A 324-nucleotide genomic window follows, 5' to 3' on the forward strand; every position below is an offset into this window, starting at 1 on the left:
TCTGAACCAAGCCCTTAGCGTTGGTGATTGGTGGAGGCAGACGGGATCGAACCGACGACCCCCTGCTTGCAAAGCAGGTGCTCTCCCAGCTGAGCTATGCCCCCATGTACAGGTATTCCTCAGGTGTTCAACCTGTCGGCATGGGGTGCTCGTAAGTGCTAAAGCACTAACGATCACCGACACGCCAGACAAGACATTGGTGGGTCTGGTTGGATTCGAACCAACGACCCCCGCCTTATCAAGACGGTGCTCTAACCGACTGAGCTACAGACCCCTGAGTCTGTCTTTAATTTACAGCCGATAAGCGTGAGCGCTCAACTTTGC

The 324-nt window shown here is 54.6% G+C and carries 2 tRNA genes; both read right to left on the reverse strand.

Annotated features, from left to right (window positions below):
* Nucleotides 1-28: 28 nt before the first annotated feature.
* Nucleotides 29-104 (reverse strand) — tRNA-Ala (locus G3O06_RS48730).
* Between the two features lie 93 nt (nucleotides 105-197).
* A tRNA-Ile gene (locus G3O06_RS48735) sits at nucleotides 198-274 on the reverse strand.
* Nucleotides 275-324 lie beyond the last annotated feature (50 nt).

It is taken from the genome of Burkholderia sp. Ac-20345 (assembly GCF_017104825.1).
GTDB lineage: Bacteria > Pseudomonadota > Gammaproteobacteria > Burkholderiales > Burkholderiaceae > Burkholderia > Burkholderia lata_B.